12 protein-coding genes are annotated in these 16,292 nt (G+C 64.1%); 3 read left to right on the top strand and 9 right to left on the bottom strand.

The features are described 5' to 3' along the window. Positions 1-89: 89 nt before the first annotated feature. On the bottom strand, positions 90-2,207 hold the full coding sequence (locus tag AC3EUJ_RS31310) for a PP2C family protein-serine/threonine phosphatase (protein WP_431967323.1): 2,118 nt from the start codon (positions 2,205-2,207) through the stop codon (positions 90-92). A 610-nt stretch (positions 2,208-2,817) separates the two neighbouring features. Here AC3EUJ_RS31310 and AC3EUJ_RS31305 point away from each other — a divergent pair. Further along, positions 2,818-3,285, top strand: a complete 468-nt coding sequence (locus AC3EUJ_RS31305) for a DUF1348 family protein (RefSeq protein ID WP_431967321.1) — start codon at positions 2,818-2,820, stop codon at positions 3,283-3,285. 389 nt (positions 3,286-3,674) lie between these two features. On the opposite strand, the gene AC3EUJ_RS31300 is transcribed toward AC3EUJ_RS31305, so the two are convergent. The 6 genes from AC3EUJ_RS31300 to ilvC all read right to left on the bottom strand — a co-directional run bounded on the left by AC3EUJ_RS31300 (position 3,675) and on the right by ilvC (position 9,640). After that, a protein-coding gene (locus tag AC3EUJ_RS31300; protein ID WP_431967361.1) for an IS5 family transposase occupies positions 3,675-4,483 on the bottom strand; the annotation gives its coding sequence in 2 pieces (ribosomal slippage) (positions 3,675-4,144 and positions 4,144-4,483; 810 coding nt in all). A gap of 188 nt (positions 4,484-4,671) precedes the next feature. Beyond that, positions 4,672-5,679, bottom strand: coding sequence for an aldo/keto reductase (locus AC3EUJ_RS31295; RefSeq protein WP_431967319.1), 1,008 nt, complete (start codon positions 5,677-5,679; stop codon positions 4,672-4,674). 92 nt (positions 5,680-5,771) lie between these two features. Beyond that, a complete protein-coding gene (locus tag AC3EUJ_RS31290; RefSeq protein WP_431967317.1) occupies positions 5,772-5,972 on the bottom strand; it encodes a hypothetical protein in 201 nt (66 codons plus the stop codon). A 430-nt stretch (positions 5,973-6,402) separates the two neighbouring features. Then, a complete protein-coding gene (locus AC3EUJ_RS31285; protein WP_431967359.1) occupies positions 6,403-7,767 on the bottom strand; it encodes an NAD(P)/FAD-dependent oxidoreductase in 1,365 nt (454 codons plus the stop codon). Positions 7,768-8,124: 357 nt separating this feature from the next. Further along, positions 8,125-8,649: an MEKHLA domain-containing protein gene (locus AC3EUJ_RS31280; protein ID WP_431967315.1), complete on the bottom strand. Its 525-nt coding sequence runs from the start codon at positions 8,647-8,649 to the stop codon at positions 8,125-8,127. Next, positions 8,642-9,640, bottom strand: coding sequence for a ketol-acid reductoisomerase (ilvC, locus tag AC3EUJ_RS31275; RefSeq protein ID WP_431967313.1), 999 nt, complete (start codon positions 9,638-9,640; stop codon positions 8,642-8,644). Before ilvC ends, AC3EUJ_RS31280 begins: the two co-directional genes overlap by 8 nt. Before the next feature lie 746 nt (positions 9,641-10,386). On the opposite strand from ilvC, the gene AC3EUJ_RS31270 reads away from it, so the two are divergent. Continuing rightward, complete coding sequence (locus AC3EUJ_RS31270) at positions 10,387-12,093, top strand: aldehyde dehydrogenase family protein (RefSeq protein WP_431967311.1); 1,707 nt, start codon at positions 10,387-10,389, stop codon at positions 12,091-12,093. A gap of 138 nt (positions 12,094-12,231) precedes the next feature. On the opposite strand, the gene nicT is transcribed toward AC3EUJ_RS31270, so the two are convergent. Next, positions 12,232-13,335 (bottom strand): Nickel transporter NicT, encoded by a 1,104-nt coding sequence (nicT, locus tag AC3EUJ_RS31265; protein WP_431967309.1) that lies wholly within the window; start codon positions 13,333-13,335, stop codon positions 12,232-12,234. Positions 13,336-13,502: 167 nt separating this feature from the next. Then, on the bottom strand, positions 13,503-14,531 hold the full coding sequence (locus AC3EUJ_RS31260; RefSeq protein ID WP_431967357.1) for a DUF4331 family protein: 1,029 nt from the start codon (positions 14,529-14,531) through the stop codon (positions 13,503-13,505). Between the two features lie 390 nt (positions 14,532-14,921). On the opposite strand from AC3EUJ_RS31260, the gene AC3EUJ_RS31255 reads away from it, so the two are divergent. Further along, entirely contained in the window at positions 14,922-15,749 is an 828-nt protein-coding gene (locus AC3EUJ_RS31255; protein WP_431967307.1) for a helix-turn-helix transcriptional regulator, read from the top strand. Positions 15,750-16,292 lie beyond the last annotated feature (543 nt).

Here is a 16,292-nt window from a genome sequence, read left to right as displayed (position 1 = left end):
AGGGCACCTACTCGTTCCCCCTGATGGCGGCCGAAGGCGCGAGCGCGGACTACGCCGGGGTGGACGCGCGCGGCAAGGCCGTGGTCGTCTTAGCCTGTCAGGCGAACGAGCAACAATGCCTTGTCGTCAGTACCGGGTACAGTGCGAGCCGCATGGTTCAGAATAGCGTCGGCGATTTCCTCTACACTCTGTTCGCCAGCGCCAGTGAGTTCGTGAGCCAAGTCGACGATGGCGTCGCCGATGTCGACACCTGGGGTTTCAACAAGTCCGTCAGTGTAGAGGGCCAAGATCGTGCCGGAACTCAGGGCAACCTCGGTGGTGGGGTATTCAGCGTCTGGGATGACACCGAGGAGCGGGCCCGGATTTATCTGCAAAATTGCGCTTTCCGCACCAGGATGACGAATCAGGGCCGGGGGATGGCCCGCAGTGGCGAAGTGGGCGCTCTTTTGGGCAACATCCACGTGTGCATACAGGCAGCTAGTGAAAAGCCCCGGGTTGAGGTCGGCAAGCAGTCGGTTCGTACGGGCCAAGACCTCTCCGGGAGCGGCACCCACGGCGGCGTGCGCATGGATGGCCGTTCGGACCTGTCCCATGAGGGCGGCGGCTTGCACACTGTGCCCCTGCACATCACCAATCACCACGTCGGCACATGCAACTGAAGAGCGAATAAGGTCGTAAAAATCCCCACCGATATCCATACCGAAGCCAGCGGGAAGATAGCGGGCCGCGACTTGCAGTCCAGGTACCGCGGCCAGATCCTGCGGGAGCAAATCCGCTTGTAGGGCCCGTGACAGATTATGCCGAACATCGAAAAGGCGAGCACGATCCAACGCCTGCGCGATCACTCCCGCCAGCGCGGTAAGGAGGGCACGCTCGGCCTCCGGGAAGGAGCGAGAGCGATCATAGGACAGGACCAGAAGGCCGATCAGTCGGCTTGAGGCTATCAACGGCAGGAAAGCCCAGGCATCCCTATTACCGTATCGGGCAGGATTGGGATAGGTGTTCTGAAATTCGGCGTAATTGGAGAAGAAGACCGGCCCTCCCATCGCCAGAACCTGCGTGGAGGGAGTGTCTGCGCTTAGCGATTCGCCGTCAAATTGTCCCACGAATTCGGCGCTGTACCCACGGTAGCCAACAACCCTGAGTCGACCCTCTTCGACTGTCATCAGGGCCAGCCCCTGAGCCCCAAAGGAAGGGACGAACTGATTGGCCACCAAGTCGACAACATCCGCAACGCCGGCGGCCTCCGTAAGCGTCGCCGCAAGGTGCATGAGCTGGTATAGAGCCGACGCGCCAGTCGGACCCGTGGCAGGGCGCTCAGCAAGACCAGGGATCGTCGGGCGACCATCCGTAAGCGGGCTGATGAGAACGCTCACGCCCGAGGTGCCGGGTCGCAATTGAAATGAAAGCTTCCCATCCGGTGGCCTCACGGAGACGAATTCGGTCGACTGGCGGCTGACAACTGTAGCGCGGTGACAATCCTCGAACGCCGGATCAGTCAACCAAGATATCTTCTCCCATGGCCGGACTCCAACCAATTCGGCGGCTCCCGTTCCGAGAAGTTCAGCCGCAATTCTGTTAATATACGCAATTCGACCGTCGGCGTCTAGCGAAAGGCACCCCACCGCCAAATATTCGACTGCATCATGCGCGGCCATTGCCTTGGCATGGGCGACGGTGCTCGAACGCGTCGGCGAAAACACTGCTGGTTCCGCTCCAGGCTGTATCGAGTTTCCGCGTTCTGCCGCGCACCGTAGCAGCTGGCCCGCATTGCCACAAAATGCATCGATTTTGTCGCGTTCTTCCTGCTCCAACTGCGGTGTATGCGAGGTCGGCCATATCAGGCTTATGCCACCCCATGCCAAATCATCGTGAATCATTGGCGCCGATGCAACCATGAAGTCGTAGGGCAGCAGGAGCCTGAGTCGCGGGTAGCGGTGAGCCATCTGCTGCGGGGTATTCACCCATACAAGTTGCCGCCCCCGCACTGCCTCGGCCACTGGTGTTACTTCACTGAGGGGAATCCGCATCCACGGAGCAACGATTCCTCGAGAGGCGCCCGCCACTACCGCGAGATGCAGCACCTCGCCTCCTTCGGGCAATACATATAGCGTGCCGACTGCAGCTTCGGTGTCCAGCACCAAGCGGTTGAACGGATCGATGATTTGCTGCAAATTCGAAGCAGCGAAATTTTCGTATTCCCTCATATCGCCGCCAACCTTGCGGAGATCAGTATGCCGACGTTGCGGATCGGGTCCGTGCGCGCTCGTCCTGACGACATCACGCGCTTTCTTCTCTAGATTGTCATGAGGATTCGCAGGCCGCAAAGCATGCGATCAGGTGCTGTGAGTCGATACCGGTGAGCTAGGGGTGTACGGCTTCTGTGCCCCTGAGGGTAACCTGCCCTACGACGACCCGCTCTCGTGCATAGGGGTGTCCCCATAGTCGAGGCCGTGCACACGTGGGGTCCACTCCATCGCAAGACTTCTACCCGTGAGAGATCATGGAGTCCGTCCCGTCGGCCGCATGAAGTGGCGCGGTTGCCGGTGCGCTAAGAGGCCTGGTAGCGAGTCCGGTAGCCGATAGGTGTCCCCGACGCCTGGATTTCCGCGACTGCTTCCAAGGCAGCGAAGATCTTCTTCGATCCGTGATGCCTGCCAGCCGTCATTCGGCCGAGGAAGCGTCCTAACCGGGTCCCCCGCGGCCCCGCGATGGGTCGCTGGGCGCCACGGTTAGTCACCCACATGTATGCGAGAAGGGGGGGTTACCGGATGATCCCGATCTATGCCTTCCCTACCCAAGCAGAGAGAAGTCGACATGACTGAGTCACGTCCGCCGTTCCCACCGTTCGATCGGCAGAGCGCCTGGGCCAAGGTGCAGGCCGCTGAGGACTCATGGAACAGTCGAGATCCGCAGAGGGTCGCCCTTGCTTACACACCAGACTCGGTCTGGCGCAACCGTGACGCGCTCATCCGAGGGCGCGCGGCGATCATCGAGTTCCTAACCGCCAAGTGGGAACGGGAACTCGACTACGCATTGCGCAAGAGTCTGTGGGCGTACGAAGGAGACCACATTGCTGTGCGATTCCAGTACGAGTGGCATGACATCGAGGGGAAGTGGTTCCGAAGCTACGGGAACGAGCTGTGGGAGTTCGACAAGAACGGGCTCATGCGCAGACGCGAGGCGAGCATCAATGACGTTGAGATCGCCGAGTCCGATCGACGCTACTTTGGTCCGCGCTCGGCGGATGAGCGCGGGAGCGGTCACGATTTCGCGTTGTATTAGATGGACCGTGGACGGCACAGTGGTCCCAGTCCGGTCGCAAGGTGCTTCGAACCGCCACTACCGGCTCTCCGCAAACGTGCAGGTCATCGACGTCGCCGGGTCGTCGCTAACCTGGGCGCCGGGCACCAGGGCCAACGCTGTTGTGTGGTGCAACTCCGTTCATGCCGCAGCAGTGCCAGGGGTCACCGTGCGCGGAGACGAAGCCTCTCTCAACACCGCCCTGCCCGTCACGCACCGCGAAGGTGCGACCGCCTCAAGCGATTGCCGGGAGTGAGTAGTCGACATGCCGCCGTTTGGGCAAGGCTGGCCTGTGCTGGACCGCTCGCGAACTCTCTCCGTCGCTGCTGATCGAGCTGGAACGGCGCGAGTGCGTCTGCTTACTGATCGTTTCAGAATGACGTGCGGAGTCGTCGGAGGCAGATGATGCTGCAGGCGAGTTCCAGGAGGCCCTGGTGGAGGTCGGCGCGGCGTTCGTAGCGGATCCGCAGTCGTTTGAACTGGTGGAGCCAGGCGAAGGTGCGCTCGACGACCCAGCGGGTCTTGCCCAAGCCGGAGCCGTGAGCGACGCCGCGCCGTGCGATGAGGGGCTTGATCCCGCGCTGCCAAAGCAGCCGGCGGTACTTGTCGTAGTCGTAGCCGCGGTCGGCAAATAGCCGCTTGGGCTTGCTGCGCGGACGCCCTTGAAGGCCCCGTATTCGGGGGATCGCGTCCAGCAGCGGGATCAGCTGCGTGACGTCATGCCGGTTCCCGCCGGTCACGGACACGGCCAGCGGGGTGCCGCGGCGGTCGACGATCAGGTGGTGTTTGGAGCCGGGGCGAGCTCGATCGACCGGCGAAGGCCCGACGTGATCCCCCCTTTGAGGGCCCTGACATGGGAGCCGTCGATCGCGCAGTCGTCCATCTCGAGCAAACCGGCCTTGCGTAGTTCGGCAAGGAGCTCCGCGTGCAGGCGGGGCCAGACTCCTGCTTCGGTCCAGTCCCGCAGACGCCGCCAGGCGGTCACGCCGGAGCAGCCCACCACGCCGGCAGGGACGTCCCGCCAGGCCACCCCCTTGCGCAGCACGTAGACAATGCCCGCCAGGGCAACACGGTCGGGCACCCGAAGTCGGCCTGGGTGCCGGTGCCTTCGCTCAGGCTGAGGCGGCAGCAGCGGGGCTATGCGTTCCCACAGGTCATCAGGGACAAGATCATCGGACACCCCGCAGACCCTGCCGACGAAGATCACTGACTGCCAGCCGACACGCCGATCTCATTCTGAAACGATCAGTTATAGGTCAAGTGCTACCTGTCCCGGACATAGCAGAGCCCTGGTTGCAGAGCCGAAGCTCGGCAACCAGGGCTTGCCATCCGAGTGCGCTTCCGTCGCCCGGGACGGCCGCACGCTGGTCAGCGTTCGCTGTCGAGGGTGGCCATCATCGGGGCCGCGTACCGCTCGCCGGCCGCCGAGCCGGCGGGAATGGCCGCCTCGATCTCGTCCAGCGTCTCCCGGTCGAGCTTGAGGTCGTCGGCCCCGAGCGACTCCGCCAGACGCTCGCGGCGACGGGCACCGACCAGGGGCACGATGTCCTGCCCCTGGGCTGCCACCCAGGCGATGGCCACCTGACTGGTGACGGCGCCGAGCCGCTCCGCGACCCTGCTCAGTGCCTCGACCAAGCGCAGATTGGCCTCAAGGTTCTCGCCCTGGAAGCGCGGCGAGTGGGCACGGAAGTCACCGCCGCTCAGTTCGCGGGACGGCGACCAGTGGCCACTGAGCAGACCACGCGACAGGACCCCGTAGGCGGTCAGACCGATACCCAGCTCGCGCAGCACGGGGATGATGTTCTCCTCCGGGCCGCGCGAAAGCAGCGAGTACTCGATCTGAAGGTCGCTGATCGGGGCCACGGCCGCCGCACGGCGGATCGTGTCGGCGCCGAGCTCGGACAGCCCGATGTGACGGATGTAGCCAGCCTGGCGCATCTCCTCCAGGGCCCCGACCGTCTCCTCGACCGGTATCTGCGGGTTGAGGCGGGCAGGGCGATAGATGTCGAGGTAGTCGGTGCCCAGGCGGCGCAGGGAGTACGACAGACGGTCCTTCACCGCGGCTGGGGACACGTCGTAGGGCACCGGCTGGAAGCTGCCGTCGGGGGCGCGGCGCGAGCCGAACTTCACGCTCAGTACGACGTCCTCGCGGTTGCGCTCACGCAGCGCACGGGCGATGAGCATTTCGTTGGCGCCGGAGCCGTAGAAGTCACCGGTGTCGATGAGGTTGAGGCCGGCGTCGATCGCTGCGTGCAGGGTGGCGATGCTCTCGGCGTCGTCGGCGGGACCGTACAGATCCGACATTCCCATGGCGCCCAGGCCGATGGTGGACACCTCGGGGCCGTTGGCGCCCAGCTTGCGACGGCTGACGGGCATGGTGTTTCTCCTTCGTGATTCGTTACCGAAGTGCGGCACGGACGTGTATGGACGAAGCAATGCGAGATGCGTGCGGACGCGGTGCGTCCGGGTCACAGTCGGCCAAGCAGGTCGGTGACGCCCATGCGGCGGGCCAGCCGCAGCCGCAGTTCCTCAGCGGCGCCGTTGATGATCTCCGCGCCGTAGTCAGAGGCGTCGGCAACGGTGCGGCGGGGGCGCTGTCCAGCCGGAAGGCCGACCACCCGGACAATCTCGTCGGCGACAATCTGCGGTGCGCCCTCCGGATTCCTCATCGAGGCGAGCACGGTATGGCCCGCCTTCGCCAGATTAACTCGAGGCTAGGACGGGCTATGCCAGTTCCCGCACCCGCCAGCAGAACGTTTCTTGGCTGGGTAGCCCTACTTCCTCCTGATGGAATTAGAGCGTGAAGTCAATTTTCGACGCAAGACTTACATTGCCGCACAGAATGGAATATGGCGCGTCATTTTTAATGCTAACGTGCGACTGTTATCGATGATTCAGAGGGAAAGATCGGGGCATCCACACCACCACTGGCCCGCCTGTATCCCGGGCCAGGTGGGCCTGGATGCGGATGCTCGTGCTGCCAGCGGACGGCTGTCGGGCCTGAGCAGCGACCAGGAAGTTATCCGAACAGTCACGTCTTCGGGCGACGGACTTGCCGGCCCCTCCGGCGTGACTGGCGTGTCCCAGGATGCGACGGCTTCAGGGCATGCTGACTTTACGTTCGGCGTCGCGGAGTGGTGCTTGCACCAGGCGTGGCCGCTTCGGCCCGAAAAGCATGGGGACGAGCATGCCAGGTGAGAAGAGACGAACAGGCGGCTTCTCCAGGCTCATGACGTCGAGCAGGGCCTCGAGCGCCTGGGGATTGCGAGCACCAGTGGCCACCGCCCGGTCGACATACCGCGCGAGAAGGCGCTCCACGGTGCTCGGAGGTGCCTCCGTGGCGCCGGGATAGAAGGCGTCCTGGCCGAGAGCCAGACTCCAGGCGGCAGAGACGGGACGCGCGGCAGCGTGTTGGAGGCGGCGGGCGGTGCCAGGAGCAATGAGACTGGTCACGCGTAGAACATCCCGGACCGCGATTGCGCTCTGAGCGGCAACCGTGAGGCCGTGTCCGTAGACAGGATTGAATCCGGCGATGGCGTCACCGATTGCAACGAATCCGTCGGGCCAGCTCTTCAGCTTCTCGTAGTACCGCCGGCGATTGGCGGTACTACGGCTGATGGTGATGTCATCGAGTGGCTCCGCGTCGCGGATGAGGCAGCCGATCAGGGGATCCGGAAGGCTGAGCGCGAAGTCTACGAAGGCGTTGGGGTCAGTGGTGGGCTCTCCGCCGCGAGTGCCCCTTAGCGTGACGAGCCAGCGGTTTCCCTCGATTGGCAGCAGCAACCCCCCCTTTCCGGGGGGAGCAGCCGGGTTGGCCTGCACGTTGATCAGAGGGAACTCCGTGTTCGAGGCAGCCGCGGGTGCATTGAAGAGACGCGTGGCATAGGTAACGCCTGCGTCCACCACCCGCTCAGCGACACGCGGCAACCCGAGACCCTGGAGCCACTGGGGTGCCCGAGAGCCGCGACCCGAGGCGTCCACGATCAAGTCGGCCGACAGGATCGACTCTTCCTCGCCAGTACGGATCCGGACGCCTGTAACTCGGCTAGCATCCCCTTCTATCCCAATCACAGTGGTGTTGGGCCGCAAGCTGACGCTGCCTAGAGCGAGGACCAGATCCCGGAGCACAAAGTCCATGAGGTCGCGAGAACTGACCAAAGCCCGGTGGCGGTTACTTAGGAAGCGCCTGAACCAGATGCCATTGGGCGCGCGGCACACCATGTCGCCCATGATGTGGGCCAGACGGCCGCCGCGCGCGAGGATGTCGTTAATGGCTCCGGGAATCAGTTCGTCGAAGGCAGTGACTCCACCGCTCCACACCAGATGTGCGTGCCGGGCTTGTGGCACCCCGCGGCGTGGGTGTGGTTGGTCGGGCAGGTCGTCACGTTCGACGAGCGTGACGTCCGCGAGCGGTGCGAGTGCAGCTGCGGTCAATAGCCCTGCTGCACTCGCCCCTATGATCAGTACGGTCCGCGGATGATTCGCTGCGCAGTCAGGCGCATATGCGGGATCATTAGTCAACTAACTTCGAGTCCTGTCGATAGCGCTGATCAAGGGAGGTGCAGTCGCTCCGTGCTCCCGATTCAGCTCGTTTCGTCATGAGCACGGTGGCCCAACGTTTAACACGCGTATCCCGGTCTCCTACGGGCTCTACATCCCGGATTCTCGCCGCGCCTCGCCCAGCGAGCGGCAAAGCGGACGAGCTCGAGATCGCCTCCGTGAACGACGGCCCGCCCAGCACCTACGGCCGGTGGAGATAAGAGCTCGGTCGTACGAGAGCGTGTCCCAATCGTGCTGCTCGAGTGGGCGCGGTTGCGGCCATCACCCGGCTGTCATCGCCTCGACCGCGGACGGTCCAGATCCGGCCGACGGATGGAACACGGCAGCCTGCCCGTGGCGGGTGCCCTCGGAGTCCTCTAGGTTCCACATGCGGACGTCCTCGATCCGGAATATGCGGCCCTCCTTGTGCCGTCGCAGTCCTTGGTATCCGTCGGCGTAGCCGTGTTCGTTCACCGACGCGAGAAGGGCATCCCGGTCCTCTTGCGCATCCGGCGCGGCCGACAGGCGCGAGGGAAGGCCGATGAACTCGTCCCAGGTGTAGCCGAAGGCCCGCTGCGCGGTGCGGTTGGCGTAGAGGAACAGCGGGTCGGCTGACGCGTCGTGAGCCAGTAGCACGAAGGGCGCCTTCTCGTAGAGCCACTGGGCGGCCTCGGCGTCCGATGCCCACACCGGTGGACACAGGTCGACGCCCACCAAACGGCGGTAGCTGTCCAGGAGGAGGGCGGCGAAGCGGGGATCCGCGCGCCGGTCGGAGGGCGCCTGCACCCGCGGGGACGGATCAGTCACCGTTCTCGACCCAGCTCATGAGCTTGCGGAGCTTCTTGCCGGTGGTCTCCAGCAGGTGGTTCTCGTCGGCCTTCTTGTACTCGTTGTAGCGCGGCAGACCGGCGTTGTACTCGGCGATCCAGTTGTTGGCGAAGGAGCCGTCCTGGATCTCCGCCAGGACCTTCTTCATCTCGGCCTTGGTGGCGTCGGTGATGATGCGCGGACCGGTGACGTAGTCGCCCCACTCGGCGGTCTCGGAGATCGACCAGCGCATCTTCTCCAGGCCGCCCTCGTACATCAGGTCCACGATGAGCTTCAGCTCGTGCAGGCACTCGAAGTACGCGATCTCCGGCTGGTAACCAGCCTCGGTCAGGGTCTCGAAACCGGCCTTGACCAGCGCCGCGGTACCACCGCAGAGCACCGCCTGCTCACCGAACAGGTCGGTCTCGGTCTCCTCGGTGAACGTCGTCTTGATGACGCCCGCACGGGTGCCGCCGATGGCCTTGGCGTAGGACAGCGCGAGCGCGAAGCCGCCCCCGGTCGCGTCCTGCTCGACCGCCGCGATGCACGGGACGCCGCGGCCCTCCTCGTACTGACGGCGCACCAGGTGACCCGGGCCCTTGGGGGCGACCATGCACACGTCGACACCGGCCGGGGGCTTGATGAAGCCGTAGCGGATGTTCAGGCCGTGTCCGAAGAACAGCGCGTCGCCGTCCCTCAGGTTGTCCCTGACGGACTCCTCGTACACCCGCGCCTGGATCGGGTCCGGGACCAGGATCATGATGACGTCGGCCTCGGCCGCGGCCTCGGCGGGGGTGACCACGCGAAGACCCTGCTCCTCCGCCTTCGCCTTGGACTTGGAGCCCTCGTGCAGGCCGACGCGCACATCGACCCCCGAATCGCGCAGCGACAGCGCGTGCGCGTGGCCCTGGCTCCCGTAGCCGATGACCGCGACCTTGCGGCCCTGGATGATGGACAGGTCGGCGTCGTCGCCGTAGAACAGCTCAGCCACTGCTTTCCCTTTCACGAACTTACTCACGCAAGGATGCAAGTCACCTTGGGTGCGGGAGCACCCCGGCGCCGGATGGGCCCGGGGAGCGGCAAGAGGCGGAAACATTGACTGACCGCAGGTTGAATGTGGCCGTATATATCGCTCGCGTGCCCAGCACTCAAGTCGGTGTACCCGAAGCCACACCTGCCGAGAATATTGTGACGTCGGCACGGTAGGCAGCCTCTTAGGCTAAGGGTAGGGCACCCGAACAACACTCAAGGTCCATCTTGGGTGTACGTAACAGGTACACTCGTGCGCCGCCACGAGTCAATGAGGCGCGTAGCCGACTCTGCCCGCTACGTCCTCATCTATTCTCACGCCGAACTGCCGAATATGTGCGCTTCGTTACACCGCGGTCCCGTACCAATGCGGAGGACCCACCAACGTGTGCATGTGCTTGGATGGGGGACGATCCAAGCAAGCTCGGACATGGGTCTCGTGTCATGTTGCACTCAGGAAAGCATGCCTGGAATCTTGAAATGGGCATTGCCGAAGTAATCTTGCTGACCGACCACTGTGGGTTCAGCAGACAGGAATGGGTAGTGGCTTCGCACCATCTTTTCCCCACAGGGGCCACCCCCCGGCGGGCACAATTTCGGAAACTCCGCGCCGCTACGAGCCCATGTGAGCGAGCACTTCGCCGACCTCACAGCACTAATTATCTGCAATTACAAGCACGAAATTGTGAGACCTAAGGAGCAACGAACGTGGACGTCAGAGCGCTCAACGCTGCTGCCCTTGACCGGTCCATCGCTGATCTGCGCCGGGGCGCCGGCTCCTGGGCCGCGAGCCCGCTAGCAGACCGCATCGTCATGCTGGAACGACTGCTCCCGCGGGTGCTGTCGCGCTCTGACGTCATGGTGACGGCGGCGGCGCGTGCCAAAGGCTACGGCCCAAGTTCTGCGTGGGCAGCTGAGGACTGGGCCGGCGGCCCGTGGGCCCTAGTACAGAGTGCCACGGCATATCTGCACGTTCTACGGCGTATCGCCAACGGCCAGGACCCCGTAAAGACCCAGAACATCCATGTGCGGGGCGCGCGCGTCCACGTCGATGTCTTCCCCGTAACCGGCTGGGACCGGATGCTGCTCAACGGCTTCAGTGCGCGGGTCTGGATGCGGCCAGGCGTTACGGCACGGCAGGTTCGTGATAGAGCGGCGAGCCCGCACCGGAGTGATGGATTCCGTCCTGGCGTGAGTCTGGTACTTGGTGCGGGGAACGTTGCCGCCATCGTGGCTCTCGACATCCTGCACAAGTTGTACGTCGAAGGCCAGGCAGTTATAGCCAAGATGAACCCCGTCAACTCCTATCTGAAGCCTCATTTTGAATACGTATTCGGAGAATTCATCGCGCGGGACTGGGTGCGCTTCGTCGACGGAGGTGCACGCGAAGGCGAGTACTTGGTCCGGCACGAGGGCGTCGACACCGTCCATGTAACTGGCAGTGGCCGTACACGCGATGCCATTGTCTGGGGCACCGGTACGGACGCCATGGATCGCCGACGTCGCGGACAGCGCCTCATGAACAAGCCTCTTAGCAGTGAACTGGGCGGGGTCAGCCCGTGCCTAGTGGCACCCGGCCCTTGGCGCGCGGCCGACTTCCGGTTCCAGGCTGAGAACATCGTCACAAGCAAGCTCAATAATTCGGGCCACAATTGCATCGCCAGTCAGATACTGGTGGTGCCTCGCGACTGGGATGGCACCGAGCGACTGCTGCAGGAGATACGGCGCCTGCTGCGTGCCTTGCCGCCCCGCAGCAACTACTACCCTGGTGCTGATGATCGGCTGGGAAAAGTTGCCACAGCCCACCCGGAGGCGGAGGTCTACGGTGATGGCTCCCGACTCCTTGTACCCGATATCACGGATTTTGACGGTCCGCTGATCAAAAGTGAGGTATTCGGTGACGCGCTGGGAGTCGTGCGCCTTCCGGGAGGGAGTACCCTGGACTACTTGACCAAGGCCGCGGAGTTCGCCAACGATATGCTTCCCGGCTCCCTCGGCGCCACCCTCATCGCGCACCCGAAAACGCTCCGAACCGATCGTGAAGTGCTGGAACGCATAATCGATCGTCTTCAGTTTGGCACTGTGGGGGTCAACTGCTGGGCAGGCCTGGGCTTCCTCCTCGGCTACGCACCTTGGGGTGCCTTCCCGGGAAACACTCAGCAAGACGTCGGCAGCGGCATTGGGTTCGTGCACAATGCCTTCATGCTCGAAGACATCGAGAAGTCTGTCCTGTACGCTCCGTTCGCGCCGGCGCCACGAGGGCTGTTCCAAGGGGCGCCGTCCATGTCACCACGGCCGCCGTTTTTTGTGACCAACCGCTCGGCGCTGACCACGATGCGGCTTGTCACGCGCTTCACTGCGGCGCCCAGTCTGCTGGCTCTCCCGGCCATTTTCGCATCCGCCATGCGCGGCTGAGAGACGATACGGCCACCACGCAAGGTCTCGGTCAGCGGGCCGGGCGCGACGTCGACCACGGCGCCGACATGTAGTTCAGCATGGGAGCGATGCGGCAAACTGACGTCCACTGCGACGCCAGCACTGCTTTCTGATGCTTCAGTTGCGGTGACCGGCCGAGGCTGCCGCCGGAGCCAAAGATTCGCTGTCTGCCTCAAGAGACGTGGTCCACTTCTTCTCGATGCCGGCGCACCTCCACACCCCCATGGCGACCATCCAGGTGCCGAAGAAGAGCGCGACAATGAAGTATCCGAGCGCGTTGAGGTCGAGTCCGCCGATCCAGCGCCAGAAGGCACCCTTCATGTGGGCCTTCTCTGCGACGAGCCCGAGTAGCTCAACAGTGCCAATGAGCCATGCGACAGCGACCGACAGGCCCGTGATGGTCAAGTTGTAGTAGACCTTCCGTACGGGCTTGGAGAACGCCCATTGGTAGGCAAAGTTCATGAAGGACCCATCGATGGTGTCCAACAGCGACATGCCAGCAGCAAATAGAACTGGCAGGCACAGAAGGGCGTACCAGGGCAAGCCGGAGGCGGCGCCGGTCCCCGCCAGGACCAAGAGCGCGATCTCGGTGGCGGTGTCGAATCCGAGGCCGAACAGCATTCCCAGGGGGTACATCTGCCAGGGCTTGGTGACAGACTTCATCACCCTTCCCAGGATGCGGTTCATGAGACCGCGGTTGTTGAGCTGCTCGTCCAGGGCTGCCTCGTCGAAGTGACCGCGGCGCATCTCCCGGAAGACCTTCCAGATGCCGGTCAGGAGGGCGAGATTGATGAACGCGATCAGGTAGAGGAAGGTGCCCGAGACGGTAGTGCCCACCCAGCTCGTGATGTGGTGCAGACGCGAATTGCTGTTCTGGACCGGATCGGCGAGGGAGCGCACGCCAACGGAGAGTATGAGGGCGAGCACGAAGACGATGCTGGAGTGCCCCAGGGAGAACCAGAAACCCACAGACAGCGGACGCTTGCCCTCGTGCATGAGCTTGCGGGTCGTGTTGTCGATCGCCGCGATGTGGTCTGCGTCGAAGGCGTGCCGCATGCCCAGCGTGTACGCCGTCAGGCCGATCCCGATGCCAAATGTCTGGGTTCCGGCGCTGTAGTGGCGTGGTGCCACGATCTCAACCAGGGTGAACCAGCCGATGACGTGCAGGAACACAATGAACGTGGCCATGCCCGCAAGCCGGGTCCATTCCGATCTGGTCATGACGCGTGCTGGCCATCGCTTGCTTCGATGGGACGAGTGACTCATAGCTTGAGCGGACATGGGGTTCTCGTGCTTTCTGTCAATTGCCGGCATCCCATGCCCCGGCAGGGGATGGAGGAGGCCGCCGGGCCGGCACGGGGGTGGTGCCGGCCCGGCGGGGCGCGGTGTCAGGCAGTCGGTACGTAGGGAAACACCTGGGACGGCTTGGAAGTGATCGAGTCCTTGTTGATCCCGAGCGTCACCGGCGTGTTGGTCGCCAGCGAGAACATCACGTCGGGGGCGTTGTCCGTCAGGGAGCGCCCGTTCCACTCCGCGAAGCCGTACACGGCGGGGGTGGCGATGGTGTACGGCAGCACGTTGGGGAAGACCTTCGCCGCGACCGTCCGGCCGTAGGCTTCGGGGTCCTCGGCGGTGCCGTAAGCACGCACGGTGCCAGCGATCATCTCGGCGATGGAAGCACCGAACGTGACGATGTCGTCGGCCGGACGGCCGATGTTGAGGTGGTCGCCCAAGTGCTCGTCGAGCTGGGTGAAGAGCGGGTGGATCATGGGGAGTCCTGCCCGGTTGATCTGCCGCCAGCCGCCGGCGTCGGTCGCCAGGCTTGACAGCGCCCATGCGCCGATGCGCCGTCCGCCCGCGAGTTCGGCAACCTCGTTTTCGGAGACCTCCAGGACGAGCGAGTGAACAGTGTGGCCCGCGAACAGGTTGACGGCACGGTCGGGGCTCCATCCGTTCAGGTCCACCCGTGTGCCCTCCTTGACCGCCTTGCCGACGGCGTGAAGCACATCGGGCTCGATCCAGAACGGATCCCCCGCCTTGCCGGCCCACGATCGGGCGCCACGGCCGAAGCTGGCAGTCTCGCCAGTGACCCCCTCGCCGATGAGCTCACCCCGGGCAAAGGGGTCCTCGGAGTGCGAGCCGATGAGGCGGTGCAGGGTGTATCGCTGGGCACCGTCCGGGTCGGCCTCACCAAAGGTGAAGCGGTAGGTCAGCTCCTCCACCGCGTCACCGTTCCCGTCGATCTTGAATTCGTAGCGGCCCTCCGGGTGGAAGCCACGGGGAATGTCCTCCCCGGCAAGCGAGTGCGACACGTTCAGGACGAAGACCGTGCCGCGCTCACCTCGGAAAAGGTAGAAATCCGTGATGTCCAGTCGCGGGTCCTGGCGGGCGATGGGGGAATCGAGGTGGTGAGACATTTTTACTCGCTTTTCTCGCGCGGCTTGTGCAGTGCTGCACCGATGTCTGACATCAGGGCCCGTCGCGTCACGGAAACTGTATCGATGTGCGTCGTGCCCTGATCGCAGAAATAATCCTCGCGAAATTTCCTGCCAGGTTCTGTCGAGCGACCCCCAAACTTGGCTGATGCCATCCCCATCGCGGGCGTGGTGTCCCCTCAAGGAACGGCATCGGGTTATCCCCACGATCGGCAATGAGACATCGGAACGCCGGATGAGCGGCTCACGTCGCGATAGCGCAACCCACTGTGACGTGAATACTGCAAAGAGTCACGTGGCGAAAGGGCCACGCCGCCTGGGTGGACGCCACACGTACACCCAGCGCCAGCCCCGAGGCGTTAGCCTGCCTTCATGGAAGATTTCACCGGTCTTGGTGCATTCATTCGGGCCAGGAGGGCGGCGACCTCGCCGGCTCAGGTGGGGCTACCCGACACCGGACCGCGCCGCACGCCAGGGCTGCGGCGCGAAGAAGTTGCCACCTTGGCTGGCCTCAGTGAGGGGTACTACGCGCGTTTGGAACAGGGGCGCGAGAAGTACCCGTCGGACCAGGTCCTCGATGCGCTCACCCGTGTCTTCGGTCTTGATCGGGAAGCCGAAGAACATCTGCACCACCTCGCTCGACGGACAGGGCAGCACTGGGCCAAGCGCCGAGAGGACGTGAGCCCGCACCTCCAAGACATGCTGGAGGCATACGGGGACACGCCTGCAATGATTCTTAGCCCTCGACTCGACATCTTGGCTGGTAACAGGCTGGGGCGAGCCCTGTATTCGGTGGTCCTTGAGGATGGCAATTTGGTGCGTTTCACCTTCCTGAATCCTGCCGCTCGCACGTTCTACCAGAACTGGGATGAGATCGCCCGCACGGGCGTGGCCCATCTTCGCGCGGCCGCCAGTGTCGATCCGGATGACACCGCCTTGCAGGATCTTGTACGCCAACTGTCCGAGAAAAGCCCCGAATTTCTCCGCCTGTGGCAGCAATACGACGTACGAGGCAAAACTCGTTCGATCAAAATGCTGCACCACCACCAGGTCGGCGACCTCACCCTGATCTACCAGTCTTTCGACGTGTCCGGCGCCCCCGGACAGCAGTTGGTCACTTACCAGGCCGAAGCCGGCTCTCCGAGCGAAACACAGCTTGCCCGCCTGTCTGCTCTAACTGCCGACGATGCCACGGGGTGACGGACCGCGTCAGCCAGCGTTTCCTCTTAAGCCTCGCGGATCGATTCGCGCCCCAGGCCGCTCAAATGCGGGCATCGCCTGAGCTGTTCGTCCACCCGCACGGTGTACGGGGCAACCTGCATCTGAAGGAAAAGGGGGGGCAGGCGCTGGGCCGAACCGCACAAATCCCGTCCCCACAAGTTGCCGCACGGATTTGTGTTGTCAGACGTGCCCGGAAGCGGTCCCCGATACGTGCACAATGCACCAGCACGGGACGGGGAGGGCACAAGGATGGCGCGACGAATGCGGCATGCGCGATGCCGGGCCGACTGGCGCACTCCGGAGAGGATATAGCCGACCGGAAGAACTCACAGCCCGCGCTGCCGCGTCCGGCGCCGGCACGCTGGGAGTGGGGCCCTGAGCAGGGCAAGGCGACCCACTGGGCATAGCAACGGCGGACCGCGTCTTCCATCCCAACGCGGGAGCATCGTCCCGGGGGGGGGGGGGGGGGGGGGGGGGGGGGGGGGGGGGGGGGGGGGGGGGGGGGGGGGGGGGGAGAGGGGG

Source organism: Actinacidiphila sp. bgisy160 (assembly GCF_057707815.1).
Note: the sequence above shows the minus strand (reverse complement) of the source record. Positions and strands in the feature narration are given on the sequence as shown.